This is a genomic window from Pseudomonas sp. B21128, assembly GCF_044218865.1.
Classification (GTDB): Bacteria; Pseudomonadota; Gammaproteobacteria; order Pseudomonadales; family Pseudomonadaceae; genus Aquipseudomonas; species Aquipseudomonas iridis.
Genome location: NZ_CP162590.1, coordinates 4,927,677 through 4,952,219, shown reverse-complemented (window position 1 = coordinate 4,952,219; position 24,543 = coordinate 4,927,677). Strand labels below are relative to the sequence as shown.

Below are 24,543 nucleotides of genomic sequence, written 5' to 3'. Positions count from 1 at the left end.
CAGGTTCAGTGGGTTGGCCGGAAAGTGCGGCATGGATGCGATCCCTGTGGGAGCAAGCTTGCTCGCGAATGGGATCGACGCGGTTTTGGACGGTGAGGCAGAGGCCGCCATCGCTGGCAAGCCAGCTCCCACAGGTTCAGTGGGTTGGCGGGAACGTGCGGCATGGATGCGATCCCTGTGGGAGCGAGCTTGCTCGCGAATGGGATCGACGCGGTTTAGGAAGGTGAGGCAGATGCCGCCATCGCTGGCAAGCCAGCTCCCACAGGTCCAGTGGGTTGGCAGGAAAGTGCGGCATGGATGCGATCCCTGTGGGAGCGAGCTTGCTCGCGAATGGGGTCGACGCGGTTTTGGACGGTGAGGCAGAGGCCGCCATCGCTGGCAAGCCAGCTCCCACAGGTCCAGTGGGTTGGCAGGAAAGTGCGGCATGGAGGCGATCCCTGTGGGAGCGAGCTTGCTCGCGAATGGGATCGACGCGGTTTTGGATGGTGAGGCAGAGGCCGCCATCGCTGGCAAGTCAGCTCCCACAGGTTCAGTGGGTTGGCAGGAAAGTGCGGCATGGATGCGATCCCTGTGGGAGCGAGCTTGCTCGCGAATGGGGTCGACGCGGTTTTGGACGGTGAGGCAGAGGCCGCCATCGCTGGCAAGCCAGCTCCCACAGGGGACGGCGGTGTTTTGCAAATAGAGTCAGGGGAGAGGATATGAACGGGATCATCAATTTCATCGGAGTTTGTGCGCTGGCCATGGCAGGCGCTTGGCTGACGCTTGGCGAGGTGGCGCTGGCACAGGCCGAACCCGGCCAGACCCTGGCCCGCGACGGCGTATCCATCGCCTTTAACCTCCAGCCGCTGGCCAGCGACGGCAAGTTGCGTGAAGGCGAGTTTGCCGATGTGCAGTTCCGTGTCACTGACGGCGCGTCAGGCCAGCCATTGTCCGGTGTGGCGCCGGGGGCGTGGATCGATGCGCAGGCGCTGGCCGCCGATCAGGCCCAGGGCCGCGACCAAAGCTGCAAATCCCGCGTCGGGGTGTACCTCAAATCGAACATCGGCGCGCGGCCACTACTGGACCTCAACAGCTATTTCCTGCTGGTGATGAACCGCGATGCCAGCGTCGCAGTGGTCGATCCCTCAGTATCGGTCGGCGGCATCACCAGCACCCTGGCGCGCATCGAACTCAAGCAATCGCCGATGGATTGGGTCACGCCCAAAGACAACAAACGCGTGTTCATCTCGATGCCAGCGGCGGGCGAAGTGGCGGTGATCGACAGCGAACAATTCAAAGTCATCGACTCGATCAGCGCCGGCAGCCAGCCGGTGCGCGTGGCGCTGCAACCGGATGAGCGCCTGTTGTGGGTCGGCAACAATGCCGCCAAACCCAACGAATCCGGCGTCACCGTGATCGATGCGCAAAGCCTGAAACCGCTCAAGCATCTGGCGACCGGCCTCGGTCACCACGAAATCACCTTCAGCAAGGACAGCCGTTTTGCTTTTGTCAGCAACCGCGACGACGGCACCCTGAGCGTGGTCGATGTCGCCAGCCTGAGCATCGTCGGGCAAATCAAGACCGGCTCCGGCCCACTGTCGGTCGCGTACTCGCCATTGTCCGGCGCGGTGTATGTGGCCGATGGCAAGGACGGCACGGTGACGGTGGTCGACAGTGCCAGCCACAGCGTACGTCGAGTGATCAAACTGCAACAGGGGCTCGGCCCGATGGGCTTCAGCGCCGACGGGCGTTTCGGTGTGGTGCTCAACACCGTTGAGAACCGCGCGACGGTGATTGATGCCTCCACCGATGCCGCTATCCACGACCTGGACGTGTCCGCCGAACCCTACCAAGTGGTGTTCACCAAGGCCTACGCGTACGTGCGCGGATTGGCCTCGCCAAAAGTCACCATGATCAACCTGGCCTCGCTCGGTGAGGGCCGCCAGCCGATCACCCAAGGCTTCGAAGCTGGCCCGCAAGCGCCGCGCATGGCCGGGGACTTGCCGCTCGCCTCAAGCCTTGCGGTGTCGCGCGATGACAACGCGGTGTTTGTGGTCAACCCGGTGGACAACACCACCTATTTCTACGCCGAAGGCATGAACGCGCCGATGTCCGGTTACCCCAATCGCGGGCAGATCGCCCGTGCCGCCATGGTCATCGACCGCAGCCTGCGCGAGGTCTCGCCGGGGCTGTACAGCGCGCGAGTGAAACTGCCGGCGGCGGGACGTTTCGACGTGGCATTCCTGCTCAATCAACCGAACATCATCCATTGCTTCACCGCGCAGATCGAGCCAGACGGCATGCCGGAAAAACATGTCGGCGTGCCCAAGGTCGAGTTCCTTCTGGACAAGACCGCCGTCGCGCTCAACGACCCCTATGTGGTGCGTTTTCGCATCGTGCAGGGCAAGCAGAAAATCCAGCGCAGCGGCGTCAAGGATGTGCAGTTGCGTTACTTCCTCGCGCCGACTTCACACCCCCGCGAAGTGGCCGCGCACGAAGTCGCCGATGGCGTGTACGAAGCGCCCGTGACCCTCGACCGCAGCGGCGCCTGGTATCTGCATGTGCGTGCGGCATCGCTGGGTGCCGGGTTCGATGACAAGACATTTGCCAGTGTTCGGGTCACCCCCGGCCAGACTCAGTGAGGACATCACCATGAAAGACATCACTTGCCGTGGTTTGCTCAGCCTGTGTCTGCTGGCCGTCAGCGTCCAGCAAGTCCAGGCGCATTCGGCGGATGAACACGCCGGCCACACCGCGCCCGCCAGCAGTACTCAGGAACACGCCCAGGTGAAATTCGCCAACGTGCCGCTGCTCGATCAGAACGGCAAAACCGTGCGTCTGGAGCAAGATCTGGTGCAGGGCAAAATCGTCGTCATCAGCTTCATCTACACCAGTTGCACCACGGTGTGCCCAGTGGTTTCGTCGATTATGGGCAAGGTGCAGAAACAGCTCGGTGCGCGGGTTGGCAACGAAGTGCAGTTGGTGTCGATCAGCATCGACCCGCAACGCGACGACCCCAAGCGCTTGCAGGATTACGCCCGCGCGTTCCAGAAAGGCCCGGGCTGGAGCTGGCTGACCGGTTCGCCACAATCGATCAATGAAACCCTCAAAGGTTTGGGCAGTTTCAGCGGCGACTTGAAGAATCATCAGCCGCTGATCCTTGTCGGCGACGGCGACAGCCGCCACTGGATGCGCTACTACGGCTTCACCGACCCGACAGTGCTGGCCAAGGAAGTCGAGAAACTCAGCGGCCAGCGCACTCATGCCAAACACACCGCCATCGCCATGGAGCAACAGCCATGAGAATGCTCGACTGGATCGCGCTCACCGTGTGTTTCTGGGTGTTCAGCAATGTCGCGTTTGCCCACGAGGGGCATGCCCCTGAGCCATCAACCGCGGTTGCCGCCGCACCCGCCAAGGGCACCCACGACGCGCAAGCCTGGTTCACCGATACGCCGCTGCAAAATCAGGACGGCGAAACGCTGCGCTTCTACAGTGATGCGCTGCAAAACCGCGTGGTGCTGCTCAACGTGATTTTCACCCGTTGCAATGACGCCTGCCCGTTGATCACGCGCAAGCTCAAGGAAGTCCGCGAGCTGCTCGGTGACAAGGCCGACGGCATCACTTTCATTTCCCTTACCAGTGATCCGCTGCACGACACGCCGGCGGTGCTCAAGGCTTACACCTTGAAACAGGGTTCCGATGACCCTCATTGGCTTTTTCTCACCGGCGACAAGGCGCAGATGGACCTGGTGCTGAGCCGTATCGGCCAGATCGTGCCGACGCCTGAGCAACATTCCACACAGTTGATCGTCGGCGATGTCGCCAACAAACGCTGGAGCAAGATTCGCCCCGATGCGCCGGCCGCCGCCATTGCCCAGCGCCTGCAATTGCTGACAATGCCCGTGGCCGGCCGCTGAGCCCGCGCCATGAACAGCGCCTGCGTCCTCGCCCTGATCCTGCTCGCGAGCGTCAGCCTCGGCGCGGCGGCAGTGTCGCTGACGCCGGAGGAGGCGGCCGGTAAGCGTCTGTACCGGGAAGGCCTGTCGGCCAGCGGTGAAGCGATCATGGCGCGGGTCGGCGCGGCGGATATGTTGCTGCCGGCCACCCGTCTGCCGTGCGCCAATTGTCATGGCACCGATGGCCTCGGCCGGCCCGAAGGCGGGGTGCGCCCGCCGCAGTTGAGTTGGTCGCGACTGACCAGCACCTACGGCCAGCAACAGGTCAACGGCCGCAACTATCCGGCCTACAACGATGCAAGCCTTGCGACAGTCATTCAGCAGGGCCGCGACCCCGGCAACAACCGCCTCGATCCGAGCATGCCGCGCTTTGTGCTGTCGATGAAGGATCAGCGCAATCTCACTGCCTACCTCAAACGCCTCGCCGATGAACGCGACCCCGGCCTCGATGCCGAGACCTTGCATCTGGGCACTTTGCTGCCCAGCCAGGGGCCATTGGCCGAGGAGGGCGCGACGGTTGCTGCGGTGCTCAACGGCAGTGTGGCGCGGATCAATGAGGCTGGCGGGATTCATGGCCGGCAATTGCGCCTGACCATCGCCGATCCTGGCGCTGATCGCGCCAGTGCCGAACAAGCGCTTGAACGGCTGATCGACGATGAACAAGTGTTCGCTCTGATCGCGCCGATGGCCCCGGCATTGGGCAGCGAACTGGCCCTGCGGCTGGAGCAGGCGGGCGTGCCGCTGATCGGCACCTTGTCGTTGCTCGGCGCGGTGCAGGCCAGTCCACACATTTTCGAGCCGTTGCCGGGCTTGCGTGAACAGTTGATCGCTCTGGCCGATTACGCGACCGCCAGCCTGCGCGTGTTGCAAGGGCCGACACTCATCGCTTATCTCGACGACCCGGCGCAGGCGCAGACAGCCAAAGTGCTTGGTGAATATCTGCACAGGAACGGCTGGCAGAACGTCCGGATTCAGGCCTACGACCCGGCAGGTGACAGGTTGCCGTTGGGCTCGCGCTCGGTGTTCTACCTGGGCAGCGGCGGCGGCTTCAGCCATTTGGCGGCGGGTTTGCAGCGTGCCGGGCAGGTGCCGTATCTGTTCGCGGCGTCGAGCCAGGTGGCCGGGGATCTGCTGCAAGTGCCGGAAGGATTTTCACGGCGGGTGTTTCTCGCCTATCCCTTCGTGCCCAGCGACTGGACCCAGGCCGGTCGCATGGCCCTGACATTGTTGCGCGAGCATCAAGGCCTCGGCGCCCAGCACGCGGTGCTGCAAGTCGGTGCTTACGCCTCGATGTTGCTGCTCGGCGAAGGCATGAAGCAGGCCGGACGTGACGCCAGCCGCGAGAAACTGGTGGCCGCGCTGGAAGGCCTGCACGACTTCGACACCGGCCTGACCCCGCGCATCAGCTTTGGCCCCGGACGGCGTCTGGGCTTGAGCGGCGCACATGTGGTCACCGTGGATCTGCCCGATCAGCGTTTCTATCTGGTTGCACCCTACAAACCGATTGTCGCCAGCCCCTGAACGGAGGCGCTGCTCATGAAGCTCAAGACGCTGTTATTACTGCTGACGTGCTGGCTGCCGATGGCGTTCGCCAGTAATGGTCCGGCGGCTGCGCGGGTCAATGGCGAAGAGATTTCCGAGTTTCGTCTTGAGCGATTTTTTGCCGAATATCTGGAGGATCAGGGCCGCGCAGTGGCGAGCATTCGCAGCCCAAGAGCCTATAAACAGCTGCGTCAGGCCGCACTCGATGCGCTGATCGACAAGGAACTGCTCTGGCAGGAATCGCGCAAGCGCGGCCTGACAGTCGATGACCAAAAGGTGCAGCAGCAAGTCGAGCAAACCCGCCAGGCCATCGGCGGTAACGAGCGATTCGTGCGGCGCTTGCAGGATGCCGGTTTCGATGAAGCCTCGTTCACCGAGTACACCCGCCGTGAGCTGGCCGCGCAGCAAATGTTCGCCCAACTGATCCGCGCCAACACGTTGCAGCCGCGGCACCTGCTGGTCCGGGTCGAGCCGCAAGCGGATGCCGCAACAGAGGCGGCGGCGCGTCTACGCTTGATGAAGATGCGAGCCTCTATCATTGATGGCGCGATCTTCGCCAGCGATGCGGTACGTTCGCCATTCGGCTGGCATTTGATCTATGTGGCGAACCACTGGGAGGTGGGCGATGTCCCAGATTTGCAGGGACTTGATTCAGCTCGGGCGCAGCTCGCCCGGCAGCAACAGGCCCAGGCTCGTCGCCAGGTGCTCACGCAATTACGGGCGCAGAACAGGATTGAACGAATTGACGACGATTGAAGGTTCCCCCCCAATAGTGGGGAATGGCTTCGATGCCCATTCAGGTGCTTCCCCGTTTCTGGGGAACGGGGTACCGGGACGAGCGGGCATTGTCATTGAATTCAAGGATATGAAGACTTAAATTTTCCGGCACTCGGCCTGGCATGAAGTGTGCGTTAGCCATTGTAAGGCGCACTTCAGCGGGTTCAGTTTTCGGACTTGCAGGTTTCAAGGAGTCGACCTTGGTTAACAAAGTACTGGTTGTCGAAGACGAACAGCTGCTTGCACAGAACCTGCAGGATTATCTGTCGGCGCAAGGGCTGGATGTCCGGATTGCACATGACGGCGCGACGGGTATCGGCCTGGCCGAGACGTTCGCTCCCCAAGTGTTGGTGTTCGATTACCGCTTGCCCGATATGGAAGGCTTTGAGGTGCTCGACGCGGTCCGCCAGAACAGGACGTGCCATTTTGTGCTGATAACGGGTCACCCGACCGCTGAAGTCTGTGAGCGGGCGCGGCAACTGGACGTCAGCCACATCCTGTTCAAACCGTTTCCATTGGCGGAACTGGCCCGAGCTGTCTGCGACCTTCTGGGCATCCAGCGCGAAGCGAAACCCGGTGCGAGCCCTTCGGAGGGCTTCGTCGAACGACGCCAGAGCAGGACCGAGAGCTTCCCGTTGCAGTTGTACGATGGCAGTTGGGTGCTGGCGGATCGCCGAAGAAACAGGTTGGCGACCCTGGCACCGGACGACGATCAAATGCTCACCGGGGAGTAATGGCGCGATAGACGTTCCGGCACTCGCCGCAATAGCCTCCCGCGCCGTCAGGGCCTCAAGCCCCGGGTGTTGGAGAGCAAGCCATGGATCGTCTGTCCGTTGTCGTCGAACCGCAGGTTGCGCAAAGCGTTGCATCCAGTTTTTCAAGTGAACAACTGTCCCAGGCCCGGGCGCGGGCCGCCGGTTCCGGCGAACGGGTGCTGGATGCGCTCGGCGTGCTCTGCGAACTGGCGCCGATGCCGTTCATTGATTGCCTCGGCGCGACCCTGCATTACCCGGTGCTCGACACCGACAGCCTGTTCGCCGCGACACCGGTATTTGACCGGGTCACCCTCGCACAATGCCTCAAGCGTGAATTCATCCTGCTGCGCCACAACGACGAAGTCATCGGTGTGTTCGCCGACCCCTTCGACCCGGCGCGGCTGGCCTGGATCGACGACTGCCTGCACGGCGCGCCGCTGTATCTGGTGCACGCCGACGACCTCAAGGCCTATCTGGCCCGTCACGAAGAAAGCTTCCACGCCGTCGAATCGCTGAATGCCCAGGGCGACACCCACAACGAAATCGACACCCTACAAAGCCTGTCCCTGACCAGCATCAGCGAAGACGCCAGCAGCGTGGTGAAACTGGTCAACTCGACCCTCTACGACGCGCTGAAAATGCACGCCAGTGACATCCATCTCGGCACCACCGGCCACGGTCTGGTGATCAAGTACCGCATCGACGGCGTACTCAACAACATCAGCAAGGTTCAGGGCGCCGAGTTCGCCGAGCAGGTGATCTCGCGGGTCAAAGTCATGGCGGAACTGGATATTGGCGAGAAGCGGGTGCCGCAGGACGGCCGTTTCAAGATCGGCATCAGTGGCCGGCAGATCGACTTTCGCGTGTCGATCATGCCGAGCATCTTTGGCGAAGACGCGGTGTTGCGGGTGCTCGACAAACAGGATCTGGCCGACAAGGTCTGCGGCGTGCAATTGCAGGCGCTGGGCTTTGAAGACGAAACGCTGCGCCAGCTCCGTCGCCTCGCCGCCGAACCCTACGGCATGGTCCTGGTGACCGGCCCCACCGGCAGCGGCAAGACCACCACGCTGTACGCGATGATCACCGAGATCAACCACGGTGTGGACAAGATCATCACCATCGAAGACCCGGTCGAATACCAGTTGCCCGGCGTCCTGCAGATTCCGGTCAACGAGAAAAAAGGCCTGACCTTCGCCCGTGGTCTGCGCTCGATCCTGCGCCACGACCCGGACAAGATCATGGTCGGTGAAATCCGCGACCCGGACACCGCACAGATTGCCGTGCAGTCGGCACTCACCGGCCACCTGGTGTTCACCACCATCCACGCCAACAACGTGTTCGACGTGATTGGCCGTTTCACCCAAATGGAAATCGACCCCTACAGCCTGGTCTCGGCGCTCAACGCGATTCTCGCGCAGCGCCTGATTCGACTGGTGTGCGCCAGTTGCAGCACGCCGGTCAATCCGAGTGACGAAGAACTGCGCGCCTCGGGCCTCGATCCGCAGAAAGTCGACCACTACCATTTCGTCCACGGCAAAGGCTGCGGCCACTGCCGGGGCAGCGGTTACCGCGGGCGCACGGCGATTGCTGAGCTGCTGCACCTGGACGACGAACTGCGCCAGATGATTGTCGAGCGCCAACCGATTACCAAAATCAAAGCCCTGGCGTGTGCCCGTGGTTTGCGCCTGTTGCGTGAATCGGCGCTGGAGCTGGTGGAGCAAGGTCGGACCACGCTGGAGGAGATCAATCGTGTCACTTTTATCGCGTGATCAATTTGTCGCCGTGCTCGGCGCCAGCGGTGTCGGCCTGGGGCAGCGGCGGGGCAGCGAAACCCTGTGGCTGGGCAGCGTCGGTTACATCGACGAAGGCTTCCAGAGCTACGCGGTGGCGCTGGATATCCTTGACCGTCTGCTCGGTGAACATGCCCGCGCCGGTGCCGAGTTGAGCGTGGTGATTTCCAGTCACTTCTGCCGGTTCTGCCTGGTGCCGTGGAGCGCGCACATCAGCAGCCCTGAGGAACTGCGCGGCTTCGCACAACTGTGTTTCGAAGACCTGTTCGGCGCACCGACGCAAAGCTGGGGGTTGGTGCTGTCCGCCGAACCGGCAGGGTGCGACCGCATCGCCAGCGCCTTGCCGCAGGACTTGCTTGATCGCCTGCGAGCGTTGGTCAGCGGTCGGCGTCTGCGCCTGCATTCGGTGCAGCCGTACCTGATGACGGCGTTCAACCGTTTCGATAAAAGCCTCGAGGCCGGCGATTTTTTGTTCGTCGTCGCCGAACCGCAACGCAGCGTCTTGCTGCTGGCGCGGGAAGGGCGCTGGGCCGGTGTGCGTTCGGTGGGCGGCAGCGATAGCGACGCAGCGATCAATGCCTTGATCGGCCGCGAACGGCAATTGCAGGCGTCGACCAGCGAACGCGGCTTCAACATTTATCTGCATGCACCGGCGCGCCTTGATGCGCAGCCGCAAGTGGCGGGCGTGCAATTGCGCACCCTCGAAGACAACGTGATGACCGTGCGTGACGGCTTGTACGTCATGTCCCGGGCGGTGGCCTGACATGCGCGCCTTAAATCTCGACTTTCAGCCACGACCACGTTCCGGCCCGTTGGGCTGGAGCCTGCTCGGCTGCGGTGTGTTGCTGGCGCTGCTGTGTCTGGGCGTGCAACAGCATCTCGATACCCAAGCCGAACAGCAGCAAGGTCATTTGCAAACCACGCAACGCCAGCTCACCGGCGACAGTGCAAGTAAAACCACCTTGAGCCCGGCCGAAACCCGCGAGCAAGCGCAGAACCTCGCTGAAATGCGCAAGGTCTCGCAGCAGTTGCGCCGCCCTTGGGAGCGTCTGTTTGCGATGCTCGAAAGCATGCCGCGCGACGACATTGCCTTGCTGTCCCTGACCCCGGATGCCCGCAAGGGGCAAGTGCGGATCAGCGCTGAAGCGCGTGATCTGCCGGCGATGCTGGATTTCCACAAGCGCCTGGAGGCCAGTGACGAACTGTCCGACGTGTCGTTGCTCAGCCATGAAATCGTCGTCAAATCGCCGGAACAACCGGTGCAATTCAACCTGTCGGCGACTTGGGAGATTGGCGATGCGAATCCCTAGACTGATCGTTCACGAATATTTGCAAGGGCTCGGCCTGCCGGGCCTGGCCGGGCTGGCGCTGCTATTGATCGTACTGGCCTGGGCACTGGGCGGCTTGTTGCCGGGCTGGCAAGCGTTGCAGCACCTCAGCCAACAGACGCAGGAAGCCAGTGCCTACCTGGCCAAGGTCGAGGACGGCAGCATCGCGCCGCCGGTGGTGCCGCAACGCCAACTCGATGACTTTCGCAACAAACTCCCGGCGCAGCCCCAGGCCACCGTGGCCATCGACCGCATCTACGCCCTTGCGGCACAAGAACACATCACCCTGGCGCGCGGCGAATACGCCCTCGGCATCGATCCGAAAACCCATCTGGCGCGCTATCAGATCCTCTTGCCGGTGCGCGGCAGTTACCCGCAACTGCGCCGCTTCCTGCATGCCTTGCTCGGCCAGTTGCCCGCAGTGGTGGTGGAAGACGTCGAGTTTCAACGCAAGAAGATTGGCGACACCGACCTCAGCGGCCGGATCCGTATGACCCTTTATCTGTCGAGGTCGTGATGAATACCAAGCGCGTGACGGGTTGGGTGGCGTTCTTCGGCGTGACGGCCGCGCTGGCCTGGTTGCCGGAATATTTCTCGCCGAGCGACGACGCGGATTCGACTGATGTTGCCGTGGCCACCCCAGCGAAAACCGCCGCCCGTGGCGCCTTGCCGGCCAGCACCACAAAGGCCAAAACAGCGGCCATCAAGGACCTGACCCCTGCGGGCGATCTGTTCGCCGGGAAATCGTGGAAGGCCGCGCCAACCCTGGCCACGGTCACCGAAACAGCCGTCAACCTTACACCTGTGGTGCAAGCCCCGAGCCTGCCACCGGTGCCGTTTCAGTTCGTTGGCAAGCTGCATGACCGCAGCGACCTGCAGGTGTTTTTGCAGAACGGCGAAAAGATCTACGTCGTGCGCAACGGCGATGTGATCGACGACACCTGGAAGATCACCGGCATTTCCGATCTGGAACTGAGTCTGGTCTACCTGCCTTTGCATTTGTCGCAGACCTTGTCTGTGGGGAGTACGCAATGAACCGATCCCGTTTGCTGATGAGCCTTGGCCTGTGTGCGGGGCTGACCGCGTGCAGCTCCGCGCAAGTGGCCAACAAGGAAGCCGCCGACCTGATTGAACAGGGGCAGTACGAAGCGGGTCTGGCGCGGGTCGAGGAAGGCTTGCGCGAGAACCCGCGGGATACCGAACTGCACCTGCTGCTCAACAGCGGCCGAGCCAAGGCCATCACCGCACTGCTGACCTCGGGCGACACCGACCGCTCACGCCGCGATTTCGCTTCGGCCCGCACGGCTTACAGCCGCGTGCTGACCATCGAGCCGAATAACCGCCGCGCCCAGGATGCGCTGCGTCAACTCGAATACCTGCGCAGCATGAACGAGAAGCTCGAACTGGCCCGGGGTGACCTGCGTCGCGGCGACATCTACGGCGCCGACCGCCAGGTCAAACAGATCCTCGAACTCGACCCGGCCAACGAGGGGGCGCGGGAGCTGCAAGGCAACATTCGTCTGGTGCAGAGCCGCAATGTGATTGCCTATCCGCAACTGCGCACCAAGCTCGACCGGCCGGTGACCCTGGAATTTCGCGACGCCAACCTCAAGACCATTTTCGAAGTGCTGTCGCAGGTCGCGGGGTTGAATTTCATCTTCGACAAAGACCTGCGTCCGGACATGAAAGCCACGATCTTCGTGCGTGACGTGCGCATCGAAGACGCGGTGACGCTGCTGCTGCAACAAAACCAGTTGCACCAGAAAGTGGTCAACGAAAACACCTTGCTGATCTACCCGGATTCGCCGCAGAAAGTGAAGGATTACCAGGAACTGGTGATGCGCACCTTCTACCTGACCAGCATTGACGCCAATACCGCGCTGAACATGGTCAAGACCATGCTCAAGACCCGCGACGTGTTCATCGACGAACGCCTCAACACCCTGACCATGCGCGATAGCGAAGATGCCGTGCGCATGGCCGAAAAGCTCCTGCAATCACAAGACCAGTCCAACCCCGAAGTGGTGCTCGAAGTGGAGGTGATGGAAGTCGCCACCCAGCGCATTCTCGACCTTGGCCTGCAATGGCCCAACACTTTTGGTGTGGTCAACAGCGACGGCTCGGCGGTGACCCTGCTTGATCAGCTCAAGGGCATCAACTCCAGCCGCATCAGCATCTCGCCATCGCCGCAAGCCAAGATCAACGCGCAGGACAACGACATCAATACCCTGGCAAGCCCGGTGATCCGCGTCAGCAACCGTGAGCAGGCGCGTATCCACATCGGTCAGCGCGTGCCGATCATCAGCGCCACCTCGGTACCCTCGACTCAAGGCCCGGTGATCACCGAAAGCGTCACTTACCTGGATGTCGGTCTGAAACTCGAAGTGCAACCGACCGTGCACCTGAACAACGAAGTGGCGATCAAGATCGCTCTGGAAGTGAGTAACGCCACGCCTCTGGAACCGACCCGCCAGGGCACGATTCCGGTGCAGGTCGACACCCGCAACGCACAGACCACGCTGCGCCTGCACGACGGCGAAACTCAGATCCTCGCAGGGCTGATGCGCAACGACCACGGCGCGACCGGCAACAAAATTCCGGGTCTGGGTGATATTCCGGGTCTGGGCCGTTTGTTCGGCAGCAACAAGGACACCGTCGGCAAGTCGGAACTGGTGCTGTCGATCACCCCACGGATCGTGCGCAACCTGCCATACCAGAGCCCGTCGGACATGGAGTTCTCCACCGGTACCGAAACCAGCATGCACATTCAGGCGCCGGATCGTTCGCAGAGCTACGTGATGCCGTCGCCTGCCGGACAGCCGCGTGCAGTCGGTGAATCGGCCGTGGCCACCACCCGTGTCACTGTCGAGAAGCCTTGATCATGAACGCCTCCCAGCGCGGTTTCACCCTGATCGAAGTCGTGGTGACGCTGGCCCTGATTGGCTTGCTGGCGAGCATGGCCGCGCCGCTGACCGAGACCCTGGTGCGGCGTGGCAAGGAGCAGGAATTGCGCAACGCGCTGTATCAGATTCGCGACGGTATCGACGCCTACAAACGCGCATTTGATGCCGGTTACATCGAGAAGTCGCTGAACAGCAGCGGCTACCCGCCGAACCTGAAAATACTGGTCGAAGGCGTGCGCGATGTGCGCAGTGCCAAAGGCGCCAAGTTCTATTTTCTGCGCCGTATCCCGCGTGATCCGCTGGTGCCGGCCAAACGTGATGACGAAGGGGGTTGGGGCCTACGTGCCTACAACAGTTCGGCTCAAAATCCGCGCGATGGCGAGGACGTTTTCGACGTCTACTCCGTGGCACGCGGCAAGGGCCTCAACGGCATCGCCTACCGCGAGTGGTGAACCTCATGCGCCGCGAAAAAGGTTTTACCTTGCTGGAGCTGATGGTGGTGATGGCGATTATCGCCACGCTGATGACCATTGCGCTGCCGCGCTACTTCAACAGCCTTGAAGCGTCGAAGGAAACCACGCTGCGCCAAAGCCTGTCGGCGATGCGCGAAGCGCTGGATCACTTCTATGGCGACACCGGTCGCTATCCGGACTCCATCGAGCAATTGATCGAACAACGTTACCTGCGTAACGCACCACTGGATCCGATCACCGAACGCAAAGACCAGTGGGTGCTGATCGCGCCACCGGACGGTGTGGCGGGCGGCGTGGCCGACATCAAGAGCGGTGCTACCGGGAGGGCGCGTGATGGCAGCCAGTATGCCGAGTGGTAAACACGCGCAGCAGGGCGGCTTCACCTACCTGGGCGTGCTGTTTCTGATCGTCGTGATGGGCATGGGTCTGGCCAGTGCCGGCGAATTGTGGTCGACCGCATCGCGCCGCGATCGCGAGAAGCAATTGCTCTGGGTCGGCACCCAGTACGCCCAGGCGTTGCGCAGCTACTACCGCAGTTCGCCGGGGCTGGCGCAGTACCCGAAAGAGCTTGCTGACCTGCTCGACGATCAGCGTTTTCCCGAAGCCCGGCATCATCTGCGTCAGCTCTATCCGGACCCGATCGGCCAAGGCGAATGGGCATTGCAACGCGGTTTTGACGGGCGCATCACCGGTCTCAACAGCCCTTCGACCGAGGTGCCGATGAAGCAATCGGGCTTCCCCACGCAGTGGTCGGATTTCGAAGGCATGCAGCGTTATTCGGACTGGCAGTTCGTCGCTGAAAAAGCCTTCCTCGACGGCACCAGTGGCCCGGCCAAGGGACAGTCGAACCTGCCGCAGGCGTTGCAGCCATGACTCGTCAATGGTGGTGCGCGCTGGCCCTCACCGTGGTGACGTGCTGCGCCCAGGGCAGTGAAGAAGACGAGTTGATGGGCTTCATCGTCGACGACACGATCTCGCACATCGGCCACGACTTTTATTACTCGTTCAGTGAACGCCTGCGCGACACCAGCCCGATGAATTTCAACCTGGTGGTGCGCGAGCGGCCCGACGCGCGCTGGGGCAGTCTGGTGACCGTGGAATATCAGCAACGCCTGGTGTATCGGCGCTTCCTGCCACCGAACACCGTGGAACTGAAGGAGGAGGCCTATGCGGCCGCCGACTGGGTTCGACGCCAGGTTGTCCAGCGCAAGCTGGAGGCACTGTTGCAGGACACCACCGACCTTGAGAAGGACGAACTATGAAAACCACCACGTTCTCACGGCGCAGCGGATTCTGGATCTCGGGGTTGTTGGTCGGCCTTGCCAGCGTTGCCGCCGCCCAGGCCACCGAGCTTGTCTACACGCCGGTCAATCCGTCGTTCGGCGGCAACCCGCTCAACGGCACCTGGCTGCTCAACAATGCCCAGGCGCAAAACGATCACGACGATCCGGATCTCAAGAGCCGTTCGAGCGTGGCCGGCACTTCCGCGTTGGAGCGCTTCACCAGTCAATTGCAATCGCGACTGCTAGGGCAGTTGCTGGACAACATCTCCACCGGCAACACCGGGAGCCTGTCCACTGACTCTTTTATCGTCAACGTCATCGACGACTCCGGGGCACTGAGCATTGAAGTGACGGATCGGGTAACCGGTGAAATTTCGGAAATTCAGGTGAACGGCCTCAACCCATGACGGGCTGACGGTTCCGGGGAGTGCTGGACATGAAAAAAATAATCGCGCTAGGGCTGATGTTGGCGACATTACAAGGGTGCAGTCTGCGCGAGCCGATGTCGGCCGAGCAGGACACCGAAACCCCGACCCTGACGCCACGGGCGTCGACCTACTATGACTTGCTGAAGATGCCGCGGCCCAAGGGTCGCTTGATGGCCGTGGTGTACGGTTTCCGTGATCAGACCGGGCAGTACAAACCGACGCCGGCCAGTTCGTTTTCCACCAGCGTGACCCAGGGGGCGGCGTCGATGTTGATGGACGCGATGCAGGCCAGTGGCTGGTTTGTGGTGCTGGAGCGTGAAGGGCTGCAGAACCTGCTGACTGAACGCAAGATCATTCGCGCGTCGCAGAAGAAGCCCAATACCCCAGTGAATATTCAGGGTGAGCTGCCACCGTTGCAGGCGGCGAACATGATGCTTGAGGGCGGGATCATCGCTTATGACACGAACGTGCGTAGCGGTGGGGAAGGGGCGCGGTATCTGGGGATCGATATTTCCCGGGAGTATCGGGTGGATCAGGTGACCGTGAATCTGCGCGCGGTGGATGTGCGTAGCGGGCAGGTGTTGTCGAATGTGATGACCAGCAAGACGATTTATTCGGTGGCGCGCAGTGCCGGGGTGTTCAAGTTTATCGAGTTCAAGAAGTTGCTTGAGGCCGAGGTGGGTTACACGACTAACGAGCCGGCGCAGCTTTGTGTGTTGTCGGCGATTGAGGCGGCGGTGGGGCATATGGTGGCCCAAGGAATTGAACGGCGGTTGTGGCAGGTGGCGGGGGACAGTTCTTCGCCTTCGCAGGATGATGTTTTGAATCGGTATTTGAGTCAGAACAAGGTTGATCCGGGGGCTGAGGCTGAGGCCGAGTGAACGTGGCGGCCTTTGGGCCGACCAGGTTCTTGCAGAGGTTGGCGGGGCAATGTCCCCAAAACCTGTGGGAGCTGGCTTGCCAGCGATGGCGGCCTTATAGCCGACCAATCTCTGGGAGATGTACCCAGTTCCAACTGTGGGAGCGAGCTTGCTCGCGAAGGCTTTTTGTCAGGTGGTGGAGTTCTTTCTGACTGAGTACATATCCATTCCTGCGGCAACGGCTGCCTAGGGTTTCGCCCTTACGGCGACTCACTTTTTTTACAAACGCCTAAAAAAAGTAAGCAAAAAAACGCTTGCCCCAACGTTCGGCCCGCTCGCTAAAGCTCGGGGTTCCTTCGCTCCGGGATTGATCCGGGGGCATCGCTTCCGGTTTGCTGCGCTGCACCTCCTTTCGATGTATGCGGCTTCGCCGCACGGCGCTACGCGCCTACCCCCCGGATCAATCCCTGCGCTCAGCCTGCCGACGGGGCCGGTGGATCAAGATCAAAAGCAGCAGCCGAGCTAACGCTCATCCTGTTGAGTGGTGAGGAGCACAGCGTGGTCGGCTTTGGATTTGTGGTGGATTTGCCCCTCACCCCAGCCCTCTCCCGGAGGGAGAGGGGGCCGATTTGTGTGCTTTTCAAAGTCCGAGTTCAACGCGATATTGCACGTCGGCGTACTTCCACCAATCAACTCGGTCAGTCCCTCTCCCTCTGGGAGAGGGCTAGGGTGAGGGGCTTTTGATTCAAGCTGTAGAACTTGAGTTCGACGCGGTATTTCACGTCGACGTATCTCTACCAATCCGCTCGGTCAGTCCCCTCTCCCTCTGGGAGAGGGCTAGGGTGAGGGCTACGATCTGAAGTTTGTTTAAAAAAGTGTCTGAATCGGCGGAACCTTCCCACAATGTTTTCAGGTTGTCCGTCGGACGTCCGGTCTCTAGTCTGTGTTGGTCGCTGCAAATTCAGCGAACGGGCCTGGAAACCCGAGGATACGAGAGAGCGGGTACGCCTTTCATAACGTATGCTTGCGCACTTTCATTGTGTGCACTCTGTTATGGCGGCTGTGCGCGGGAGACATTCGTGTCTGCCGGGTTGCTCTCTCCCGGATTTCCAGCCTGCGTACAGCTGCCACCCATTTTTCCTGGAAGTCGAATGGGCCAGCTGCAACTATTAATGAGAGAGAATTAGCATGAAAAAACCAACACCCAACCCACCAGAATCCGAAGCCACCCCCGACACCACATCCCCCTACGCCTCAGTCGACAGCAAAAAACTCCACGAAGCCGCCGACCGTGCGCTCGATTTCTACCTCAACCCCACCGCCCACATCATGTCCAGCGCCAACGAGCCGGAACCCATGTACCTCGCCAATCCCAGGTACAACACCGAATCCCTGCTCGCCAACGCCAGCGAAACCCTCGGCTCGGCCACTGAAATGCTCAACAACTTCGCCGCCTCGCTGCCTGCTTCACACCGAAAAACGGCCCTCGGTATCGCACAAGTCGTGATGCTGGGCGAACTGGCAGTCAACCAGGCCCTTGATCACGTCGAGTTGAAGGATGGCTAATTCCCCGAAGATTCAAAACGATCAGGAAGTAGAAAAGCGCCGTCTGACCTTGGAAGCGTTGGCCGATGTGGATGCTGGTCGCGTTATTGATGATCAAGCAGTGCAGGACTGGGCTGAATCTTTGAGTTGCCCGGAATCACCATCCAAGAGTTCCCCATAACTCAGGAAGGATGGGAAACAAAAAACGCGATCCTCGAAAAGGTCGCGTTTTTGTCGTTAACAAAATAATTACGTTTGATCTGCCGGCATTTTTCGGTCTGCATTATGGATATTCCTGACGCGCATGCAAAATGCTCAAAATATTTATCCGACCCACCACTTGATAAATGATCAGGTAGTTTGGGTGCACAACGATCTCGCGAGTGCCGGGCGCTCGACCTATTCGATAGAGGTGTGGATGTTGAGCAAGGGTAACCGTAGCACCTTCGATAGCTTGGGAAAGTCTGTCAGCCGCTACTAAGTTCCGGTCACTGATGTAATCAAGGATTTTCAGGAGTTCAGCCCGAGCTTCGGGCTGCCACTCAACCTGCATCGTATTTTTTACGCTTTGCTTCCATTAGGGCACGCATCTCGACCATAACCTGATCATTTGGAATGCTCGGTCGTGGATCATTCATAGAAGCCTGCACCTTGGCGATCAACCAGCGGTCATAGCTCGCGGCTTGCTCTTCAAGGTCAAGATCTGAAACGACTGGGCACAGTGGGTCGATTAAAGACGGGTCGATCATGGCACCTCCGGGTTTAATGCCTCGAAGTCTATTCGGTAAAGCATTTGCTGTCGTCGCTGGCTGGATGAATAGCACGTTGGTCAAGCTCCATGAGGATCAATTTGTCCCGAAGAATCCTAGACGCCGTACTTCCGACGGCCAACCGCCAGAAGTGGTAGGAAAACACCACCGATTTACTAAAAGCTTTCTTTTTTCTGTAGGACTCGGCTGATCTGACAAGCCTCGCGTGTGGTTACGTCAGCCTACAAAAAAACCGCGACCCCCCTCACCAGAGAATCGCGGCCCATCAACACCCAACCCCTACTGCTGCAACACCGTCGCCTGGTTAGCCGACCCAAACTGCTGAATATTTGCTGTTTGCGTTACGCCACTCTGATCGACATTGGCAATGTTGCCTATCCCGCCTTGTGTTACATACGCCACGTTCATGGTGTCAGCCTGTTTGACCGTGATCATGTTGTCGCTGCCGTAAAGCTGCGCGGTGTAAGCCTGGTTACCCGTGCCGGATTGATCAAACTCGGCGCTGTTGCCAGTGCCAGTCGACGACCCCTGAATCAGGTTGGTGGTGCCGCGTTGATCGGAGATGAGGATGTTGTCGCTGCCGTTTTGATCAAAATACAACTCGTTGTAGGAATCAGCCTGGGTGACCGTGGTTTTGTTGCCGGTGCCTGTCTGGCCAGTGGTCATGATCTGGCCGACGCCATCCTGTGTGAAGTTGGCGATGTTGCCGTTGCCAGCCTGGGTGACGGTGGCGCGTTGGGCGCTGCCGAATTGGCCACCCGATTGCGGGCCTTTCCAGTTGCTGGCGTAGACCTTGTTGTCGTTACCCACGGAGGTGGCATTGAGCACGTGGCTGTCGCCGTTCTGGTAGGTGAAGTGCACGTTGCCGTTACCGACTTGATACAGCGCCAGGGTCGAGTTGACTGACTCGAACTGGTCGGCATAGATCGCGTTGGTGTTGCCGATCTGGGTGACGGCGGCGTTGTTGTTTTCGCCGAAGCTTTGGTCGACCACCGTTTCGTTGCTGTCGCCGGATTGGTTGATGGTGGCTTGGCTGGCCAGTTGCGAGTCTTGCCAGACTTCGCTGCCGTTCATGTTGCCCAACTGGTTGACGGTGATGTTGCCGCCCGTGCCGTTGCGCTGGTCGGCGTAGGCGTAGTTGCTTTCGCCGGCCTGGTTGATGCCGATCTGCCCGCCGTTGTGGAGGACCTGCTCGGCGGTGCCGTAGTTGGCGGTGCCGTATTGGGTGATCACTGAGCTGTTGCCCACGCCTTCGTAAAGTTGTTCGATGTTGGCTTCGTTGCTGTCGCCGAACTGCAAGGTTTTGCCTTCGCTGCCGTTCTGCGAGTCCTGATAGACGAACGAGAAGTTGCCGGTGCCTTGCTGCTGTTGCAGCGCCTGGTTGCCGGCGCCGAAGCCGAGCGACTGGCTGGCGTGGCTGGTGTTGAACGCGCCGACCTGTTGCTGGGTGATCACACCGTTGTTTTCGAACAGCTGCTCGGCGTAACCGGCGTTGTAATCACCGACCGCGTCCTGGGTGATGACGCTGGTGGCGTTGTCTTGCACGGCAGCGGCGTCGTTGCCCTGACCGAGTTGGGTCTGGGTCGCGCTGCTGAACGGGGCGCCGGTCTGCTTCACATCGGCGATGTTGGCGGTACCGAACTGGCTTTGAGTGGAGAGGCTGTCGTCAGCCATGGCCTGGGCACTGATCATGACCAGGATCGCGGCGGTGAGGGGCGTCAATTTGAACATGATGGAATCTCCAAAGGGTTGCAGTGCTTTAGCGGTATTGCTTGACCGAGACGCTCATGCCGTTGCCCGACTGGGTCACGGCGCTTTGCAGCCCCGCGCCGGCCTGCTCGATGCTGGCGTCGTTGTTGTTGCCGTTTTGCGAAATCTGCGCGCGGTTGTGGTTGCCGTTTTGCGTGATTGAGGCGGCATTGCCGTAACCGTTCTGAGTGATCAAAGCCATCAGGTCGCTGCCTTGTTGCAGGATGTACGCCTCTTGATTGCTGCCCGACTGAACAATCCGCCCGAGCAGCGACTGACCGTTCTGTGAGAGCAGGGCGACGTTGGCCTGGCCGATCTGCTCGATCAGGGCCTGCTGGCCCACGGGGGGCGGCAGTTCGCCGAGGTCGATGCTGGTGGGCGCGAGGTCATCGTTCTCCATTAAATCGTCGGCGCGTACACCCGCACTGGCGCACAAGGCGAGCAGGCAAAGCAGGGCGGCGGTCGGCGTGTTCATGGCGTTGTCCTGTGTGGATGTGGCCGAGCTTTTGCCCCACCCACCCGAAAGAGGGTGGGGCGCATGCCGGTATTAACGGAGCTAGAGCGTGTTCACCGAGACCGTGCGCACGGTGCCCTGGGATGAACGGATGGTCGCCGTCGGGTTAGCCGAGGGCACTATCAACGTGTTGGCCAGCGTCAGCCGCCAGCGTCCGGTCACCGGTACCGTGGTCGTGCCCAGCGTTACCAGCCCGGTCGGGGTGGTGACCTGCACGGTGATGGTGTTGCCGGTGGTCACTGATGAGGTGCCGGTGAAGTCCCAGTTGAAGCGACCACCGGACCGCGCCTGCACCGTCGAAGCGGTGACCGCGAAGGTCTCTGTCGCTGGCCGTGGCGACACTTGCACGGTGACGGTCGCCGGGGTCGACAGGGCGCCGAAGCTGTCCCGTGCGATGTAGGTGAACGTCGTGGTGAAGGCGGTGGTCACGGTGGCCGGTGGGGTGTAGTTGATCACCGTGCCGTCGGTGTTGACCGTGCCGCGGCCGACGGCCGGTTGGGTCAGGCTGTTGACCGCCAGCGGTACGTTGCCTTCCGGATCGGTGTCATTGGCCAGCACGTTGATCGGGATCGCTACGCCCAGTGTGGCGACGCTGTCGGCGACGGCGGTGGGTGCCCGGTTTGGCGCGACGGTAATCGTCACGGTTGCCGGGTTGGCCGACGCCAGGCCTTTGGCATCCTGCGCCTTGTAGGTGAACGTTGTGGTCAGTGGCACGTTCACCACGGCTGGCGGGGTGTAGACCACGGCGGCAGAACCGCTGAGGGCGACGGTGCCTTGGCCTGCGGCGGGTTGGGTCAACGCGGTGATACCCAGTGGTGTGTCGCCGTCAGGATCGCTGTCGTTGGTCAACAGGCTGAGGGTAATCGGTACACCGAAGGTGGTGCTGCCGGTGTCTGCGTTGGTGATTGGCGCCTGGTTTTCACCGGTGTCCGGCGCGGTGCCGACGACAACAACCGCCTCGCTATCGCTGCCGCCGGCGGCAGATTTTACCGTCACGGTAGCCGGTGGCTGAGTCAGGTCGGCGACGGTGATTCGTTGCAGGGTGCCGGTTTTCGACAGGCGTCCGTAACCCTGGGCAACCATGTCTGGCACCGCGATTTCATCGGTCGAAGTGGCTTCGATCAGCAGGTCGTGGTTGGCCCAGTTGTAGCGCGCGGTCTGTATTTTCACCACGTCGGTGAGCTTGGCCGACACGGCGGTTGGACGTGTGGTGCCGGTCGGGTTGGTCGCGGTCACGACGATGACTGGCGGCACAGTCCCGCTGCCCAGACGTTGGCCGAAGAACAGTCCATTGTTGTCGCTGAGCATATTGGTCTGGCACGGTGTCTGCGGTGGGCCGGGCAGCAGCGCAACGCTTTCGCGAAAACACAGGGTCGAACTGTTATCCGCCTTGGCGAACACCTCGGCACGCACGCCAGCGGCGGTGCGACGATAGGTGGCGCGGTCGATTTCGACCTGGGTTTGCTGGCGGTTGTCGAGCACCTTGCCAGACAGGCTGAACACACTGGACTGGATGGTCCCGGCCGGCCCGGTGATGCGCACGAAATTGGTGTTGAACGGGCTGCCGGTCACCGCTTCAGTGAGGTTCGGGTCGCCGACGTAGGTTTCGGTGGCGCCGGTGTCCGGGTTGACCTCGGTGTAGGGGCCGTTGACGCTGCGCAGGAACGGCCCGATCGCGCCGTTGAGTGCACCGCTGAAGTTGCCCGGCGCACCAATGCCGATGTCACGGGTGATGTTGATCGCACGTCGACCGGGTGTGGTGACGTTGACCGTTTCCACGCCATACGGGTGGGTGATGGTGTAGGTGCCGGCGGTGGGCACCGAGACCCGAATGCGGATCCGCGCGAAGCTTGCCTGATCACCGTCGACCGGATTTTCCGAAGCGAATGCCGCTTCTATCCCGGCCACGTAGGCGTCCAGTTCATAGCCGCTGTTGCCAATCTGCGGGATCGTCGTTTCTGCCAGGAACCAGAATGCTTCCGGCGGCCAGTTGTCAGGGAAAATCATCGGCTCGGCATCGTCGTAGATGCCCGGCTCGGCCAGCAGGATGCACATGTAGGCCGGTGGAACGCTGGCTGGCACCCGCGAACTGGCGGCGCGCGACTGACAGAGTTCCATCGACAGTTGATTGTTGTCCTGATACCACATCGGGAATTTCCCGGTGGCGAAGGTGTAGGGGCCGGGGTCGACAGCGGCGAGTTGCGCGTAGGCACTGCCGGTCAGTGAAAGAGCAAGCCCGAGCGCGTTGAGCGCAAAGCGTGGCCACTTGTTCATGATGCCTCCTGATGCGGATCTGGGCATGTGAGCGTTCATTGCACGATGACCACTTCTTCGGTATCGCTGCCGCCGTTGGACGACGTCACCTGAACCTTGGCCGGCGGTATCGGCGAGATCCCGGTGGCCAGGGTTTTCAACGCGCCGTCGCCGCCCAGCGCACCGATGGCGGCGCCGCTGCCGGAGGAGGCGGTGAGTACGGGGGGGGAGGTTTCGTCACTGGTCGAGGCCACCACGGTCAGTTGCCCGGAGCTCAGGCTGTACTGGGCGCTCTGGATAATCACCAGATCGGTCAGGACCATCGGCAGGGTGGTCGGCGTGCTGCTGGCGATCGCCAGATGGTTGTCGGCGGTCACTTGCAACGTGGTCGGCAAGGTTGGGTTGACCGAGGACTGCGCGTACCAACTGCCGGTGCTGTTGGCTTCGGTCATGTTCAGCACTGGGGTGCTGCTGGTGATTGCTGCGGTGCCGGGCGCAGGCGGCGCGAGGACGAACACGTCTTGCTGGGCCACAGGCGTGCTTTCACCGGCCTTGCGCGAGTAGGTGCTGCGCTGCGTGATCATTGGCGTTGGTCGCACGACGGTCGACAACTTGCCGGAGACCGCAAACGTGGTCGTGCGCAAATCCAGACCGTTAGGGCCTTCGATCCGTACGTAATTGGTGTTGAACGGACTGCCCGTGACCGGCTCGCTGAGGTTCGGATCGCCAATGAATTGTTCGGCGGCGCCGGTCAGCGGGTTGGTCTCGGTGTACGGCCCGTTGACGCTGCGCAGGAACGGCCCGATGTCACCCTTGAGCGCACCGTCGTAGGTTTTCGGGGAGCCGATGCCGATGTCGCGGGTCATGTTGATCGCGCGCCGGCCGGGTGTGTCGATGTTGAACACTTCGACGCCGTAGGGGTGGGTGATCACGTAGGTGCCGGCGGTCGGCACATCGACCCGAATGCGCACGCGCGCGAAGCTGACCTGATCGCCTTCGACCGGCTCTTCGGCGGCGAACGCGGCTTCGATGGCGCTCACGTAACCGAGGTCGATCCCGCGTGCCGCATCGACCAGTGCAGTTTCGCCAGTGAACCAGAACGCTTCATCGGGGAAGTTGGTGGGGAAAACGATTGGCTGCGCGTCGTCGAACACACCGGGGGTCGGCAGCAGTGAGCACATGTACGAAGGCGCGCCGGGTGCGCTGGGCACTCGAGAACTGAGCGCTTTGGACAGACACAGATCCAGCGTGCGCCCGTGGGTGTCTTGATACCAACTGGCGAAACCGCCGGTGGCCGGGGCATATGGCCCCGGATCAACAGCAAACAAAGCGGCCTGGGCGATGCCCTGGGCCAAGGCGCTCACGACCAGGACGGTCGCGGTTTTGGACAGTAAAGGGTGCATGAGTTAAGCCCTCTATCAAAGTACCTGCCCCTTGGGGGTGGGTCAGTTGCAGAGGGCCTGTACACCTTCCATGCCAAAGTCTGGCGGATGGGTTTGAAAGGCCCGGATCAGGGCGGTTGTGAGGCTTGGAAACCTGGCTGAAGACTGGGCAGTACAGGGCGTCAGTCCCCAGCATTGGGGCCGGTGGGGATCAATGCCGAGGGCAAACCCTGTGAGAGCCTGGCTTGCCAGC

The 24,543-nt window shown here is 61.4% G+C and carries 26 protein-coding genes; 20 read left to right on the top strand and 6 right to left on the bottom strand.

From position 1 onward, the window contains the following. Positions 1–698: 698 nt before the first annotated feature. The 20 genes from AB4P91_RS22245 to AB4P91_RS22150 all read left to right on the top strand — a co-directional run bounded on the left by AB4P91_RS22245 (position 699) and on the right by AB4P91_RS22150 (position 17,803). On the top strand, positions 699–2,621 hold the full coding sequence (locus tag AB4P91_RS22245) for a cytochrome D1 domain-containing protein (RefSeq protein ID WP_395603697.1): 1,923 nt from the start codon (positions 699–701) through the stop codon (positions 2,619–2,621). Positions 2,622–2,631: 10 nt separating this feature from the next. Then, complete coding sequence (locus tag AB4P91_RS22240; RefSeq protein ID WP_150597407.1) at positions 2,632–3,282, top strand: SCO family protein; 651 nt, start codon at positions 2,632–2,634, stop codon at positions 3,280–3,282. Then, the gene (locus tag AB4P91_RS22235; RefSeq protein WP_150594822.1) at positions 3,279–3,899 is read left to right on the top strand and encodes an SCO family protein; all 621 of its coding nucleotides are present in this window, start codon (positions 3,279–3,281) and stop codon (positions 3,897–3,899) included. The genes AB4P91_RS22240 and AB4P91_RS22235 overlap by 4 nt, the downstream gene beginning before the upstream one ends. Before the next feature lie 9 nt (positions 3,900–3,908). Further along, a complete protein-coding gene (locus AB4P91_RS22230) occupies positions 3,909–5,459 on the top strand; it encodes an ABC transporter substrate-binding protein (RefSeq protein WP_395603696.1) in 1,551 nt (516 codons plus the stop codon). Positions 5,460–5,474: 15 nt separating this feature from the next. Continuing rightward, positions 5,475–6,236, top strand: a complete 762-nt coding sequence (locus tag AB4P91_RS22225; RefSeq protein ID WP_395603695.1) for a SurA N-terminal domain-containing protein — start codon at positions 5,475–5,477, stop codon at positions 6,234–6,236. A 221-nt stretch (positions 6,237–6,457) separates the two neighbouring features. Further along, a complete protein-coding gene (locus AB4P91_RS22220; RefSeq protein WP_042559804.1) occupies positions 6,458–6,991 on the top strand; it encodes a response regulator in 534 nt (177 codons plus the stop codon). An 83-nt stretch (positions 6,992–7,074) separates the two neighbouring features. Continuing rightward, entirely contained in the window at positions 7,075–8,781 is a 1,707-nt protein-coding gene (locus AB4P91_RS22215) for a GspE/PulE family protein (RefSeq protein WP_047300533.1), read from the top strand. After that, complete coding sequence (locus tag AB4P91_RS22210) at positions 8,762–9,565, top strand: hypothetical protein (RefSeq protein WP_395603694.1); 804 nt, start codon at positions 8,762–8,764, stop codon at positions 9,563–9,565. The genes AB4P91_RS22215 and AB4P91_RS22210 overlap by 20 nt, the downstream gene beginning before the upstream one ends. 1 nt (position 9,566) lies before the next feature. Then, on the top strand, positions 9,567–10,112 hold the full coding sequence (locus tag AB4P91_RS22205) for a PilN domain-containing protein (RefSeq protein WP_395603693.1): 546 nt from the start codon (positions 9,567–9,569) through the stop codon (positions 10,110–10,112). Beyond that, positions 10,099–10,647 carry a GspMb/PilO family protein gene (locus tag AB4P91_RS22200; protein WP_395603692.1) on the top strand — a complete coding sequence of 183 codons (549 nt, stop codon included), beginning with the start codon at positions 10,099–10,101 and terminating at the stop codon, positions 10,645–10,647. The genes AB4P91_RS22205 and AB4P91_RS22200 overlap by 14 nt, the downstream gene beginning before the upstream one ends. Beyond that, positions 10,647–11,165 carry a hypothetical protein gene (locus AB4P91_RS22195; RefSeq protein ID WP_115146746.1) on the top strand — a complete coding sequence of 173 codons (519 nt, stop codon included), beginning with the start codon at positions 10,647–10,649 and terminating at the stop codon, positions 11,163–11,165. The genes AB4P91_RS22200 and AB4P91_RS22195 overlap by 1 nt, the downstream gene beginning before the upstream one ends. Next, positions 11,162–13,009, top strand: coding sequence for a secretin N-terminal domain-containing protein (locus AB4P91_RS22190; protein WP_395603691.1), 1,848 nt, complete (start codon positions 11,162–11,164; stop codon positions 13,007–13,009). The genes AB4P91_RS22195 and AB4P91_RS22190 overlap by 4 nt, the downstream gene beginning before the upstream one ends. A 2-nt stretch (positions 13,010–13,011) precedes the next feature. Beyond that, complete coding sequence (locus tag AB4P91_RS22185) at positions 13,012–13,485, top strand: type II secretion system protein (protein ID WP_150688436.1); 474 nt, start codon at positions 13,012–13,014, stop codon at positions 13,483–13,485. A 5-nt stretch (positions 13,486–13,490) separates the two neighbouring features. Then, a complete protein-coding gene (locus tag AB4P91_RS22180) occupies positions 13,491–13,865 on the top strand; it encodes a type II secretion system protein (protein WP_150594830.1) in 375 nt (124 codons plus the stop codon). Then, entirely contained in the window at positions 13,840–14,379 is a 540-nt protein-coding gene (locus AB4P91_RS22175; protein WP_150594831.1) for a type II secretion system protein, read from the top strand. Before AB4P91_RS22180 ends, AB4P91_RS22175 begins: the two co-directional genes overlap by 26 nt. Beyond that, complete coding sequence (gene csgE, locus AB4P91_RS22170; RefSeq protein ID WP_150594832.1) at positions 14,376–14,768, top strand: curli production assembly/transport protein CsgE; 393 nt, start codon at positions 14,376–14,378, stop codon at positions 14,766–14,768. The genes AB4P91_RS22175 and csgE overlap by 4 nt, the downstream gene beginning before the upstream one ends. Beyond that, positions 14,765–15,196, top strand: coding sequence for a curli assembly protein CsgF (locus AB4P91_RS22165; RefSeq protein WP_150594833.1), 432 nt, complete (start codon positions 14,765–14,767; stop codon positions 15,194–15,196). The genes csgE and AB4P91_RS22165 overlap by 4 nt, the downstream gene beginning before the upstream one ends. Positions 15,197–15,225: 29 nt before the next feature. Beyond that, the gene (locus AB4P91_RS22160; protein WP_150594834.1) at positions 15,226–16,098 is read left to right on the top strand and encodes a CsgG/HfaB family protein; all 873 of its coding nucleotides are present in this window, start codon (positions 15,226–15,228) and stop codon (positions 16,096–16,098) included. 1,167 nt (positions 16,099–17,265) lie between these two features. Beyond that, complete coding sequence (locus tag AB4P91_RS22155) at positions 17,266–17,643, top strand: DUF6124 family protein (protein WP_395603690.1); 378 nt, start codon at positions 17,266–17,268, stop codon at positions 17,641–17,643. Beyond that, positions 17,636–17,803, top strand: a complete 168-nt coding sequence (locus AB4P91_RS22150) for a hypothetical protein (RefSeq protein ID WP_191626420.1) — start codon at positions 17,636–17,638, stop codon at positions 17,801–17,803. The genes AB4P91_RS22155 and AB4P91_RS22150 overlap by 8 nt, the downstream gene beginning before the upstream one ends. Positions 17,804–17,905: 102 nt before the next feature. On the opposite strand, the gene AB4P91_RS22145 is transcribed toward AB4P91_RS22150, so the two are convergent. From AB4P91_RS22145 to AB4P91_RS22120, 6 genes are all read right to left on the bottom strand, one after another. After that, positions 17,906–18,175 (bottom strand): type II toxin-antitoxin system RelE/ParE family toxin, encoded by a 270-nt coding sequence (locus AB4P91_RS22145; protein WP_150594835.1) that lies wholly within the window; start codon positions 18,173–18,175, stop codon positions 17,906–17,908. Then, positions 18,165–18,371 carry an antitoxin gene (locus AB4P91_RS22140; RefSeq protein WP_150594836.1) on the bottom strand — a complete coding sequence of 69 codons (207 nt, stop codon included), beginning with the start codon at positions 18,369–18,371 and terminating at the stop codon, positions 18,165–18,167. Before AB4P91_RS22140 ends, AB4P91_RS22145 begins: the two co-directional genes overlap by 11 nt. A gap of 300 nt (positions 18,372–18,671) precedes the next feature. Then, positions 18,672–20,123, bottom strand: coding sequence for a curlin (locus tag AB4P91_RS22135; RefSeq protein WP_150688438.1), 1,452 nt, complete (start codon positions 20,121–20,123; stop codon positions 18,672–18,674). Positions 20,124–20,151: 28 nt separating this feature from the next. Further along, entirely contained in the window at positions 20,152–20,616 is a 465-nt protein-coding gene (locus tag AB4P91_RS22130; RefSeq protein ID WP_150594838.1) for a curlin, read from the bottom strand. Between the two features lie 81 nt (positions 20,617–20,697). Further along, positions 20,698–22,929 (bottom strand): Ig-like domain-containing protein, encoded by a 2,232-nt coding sequence (locus AB4P91_RS22125; RefSeq protein WP_395603689.1) that lies wholly within the window; start codon positions 22,927–22,929, stop codon positions 20,698–20,700. A gap of 35 nt (positions 22,930–22,964) precedes the next feature. Then, complete coding sequence (locus AB4P91_RS22120) at positions 22,965–24,311, bottom strand: hypothetical protein (RefSeq protein WP_395603688.1); 1,347 nt, start codon at positions 24,309–24,311, stop codon at positions 22,965–22,967. Positions 24,312–24,543 lie beyond the last annotated feature (232 nt).